Raw genomic sequence first — 1,038 nt, 5'->3', positions numbered from 1 at the left:
TGGTCAGGGTCGAGCAGGGTGGTGATCAGCCGGATCGGGCCGGGCTCGGCGTCGCGGTCGGTGATCTCGTATTCGACCACGCGCACAGCCAGGCCCTCGGCTGCGGTGTCGAGCCCGCGGCGATGGTGGCGGCGCAGGCGCTGGCGTTCGGATTTCCCGGTCAGTCTCGACAGATACGAACCATCGGGAAGTTGTTGCACCACAGGCAATTTCAGCGGCGCCATGACCCGCCGCAGCAGGTCCGCACCGGTCTGCGCGGCCTGGCACCACAGCTCGTCACCGAAGAATCCGCGATCGGCGATGACCAGCATCCCGGACTCGAAATCAGCCAGCAGCGCCCGCGCCAGGATCCGATCGTTCTGATCGACCGCGCCGATATGCGCGGCGATCACCGCATGGGTTCCGCACTCGGCCACGGCGAGGATCTTCGCCCGCGGATACGGGCCCTGCTCACCGGTATTGGTGCGTCTGCGCCCGAAGACCGCCTCGTTGTCGGCGGTGTCGGGCACATCGATCTCCACCGCGTCGATGGCCATCACCCGCCGCCCCGCCAGCCAAGCGCCCGGACATCCGGGCCCGGCCAACGGGACCGCGACCCGGCGAAACAGCTCCTCGAGAGGCTCCTCGCCCAACCGGGCACGCGCCTTGCACAACGCCGGCGCGGCCGGAACCTGCCAATCGTGTTCCCACGACCGCAGAAACCGCAGCCCGCTAACGAGTTTGGCCATCACCTCCTCGTAGGCGTCGTCGAAGAACAACGTCAACGCCAACACGAAATACACCACCACCCGCGCCGGCAACAACCTTCTGCGCTGCTCGACCCGACCGGTCTCGATCAACACCTCATCGACCAGATCCCGACCGACAACCCGCGTCAGCACACCCAACCCGACCCGATCGGTCAACCGACCGGCATCGGCCACCGTCACCCGCAGCGCCACGCCCGGCACGATACGCCGATCACGCTGCGGCACAAACCACTTCACAAATATCCAGCCGAACCGACTACCAGCCGAAATCGACTAAGTTAACGGCATT

At 66.4% G+C, this 1,038-nt stretch carries 1 protein-coding gene; it reads right to left on the bottom strand.

Translation table 11 applies throughout. The annotated features are described in order from the left end of the window. The coding region (locus NS2_RS35675) for an IS4 family transposase (protein ID WP_147207452.1) at window positions 1–986 on the bottom strand (986 nt) is incomplete at its 3' end. Window positions 987–1,038 lie beyond the last annotated feature (52 nt).

The organism is Nocardia seriolae NBRC 15557, assembly GCF_007990715.1.
Classification (GTDB): domain Bacteria; phylum Actinomycetota; class Actinomycetes; order Mycobacteriales; family Mycobacteriaceae; genus Nocardia; species Nocardia seriolae.
The sequence above is the reverse complement of the archived record's forward strand: the minus strand, read 5'-3'. Positions and strand labels throughout refer to the sequence as shown.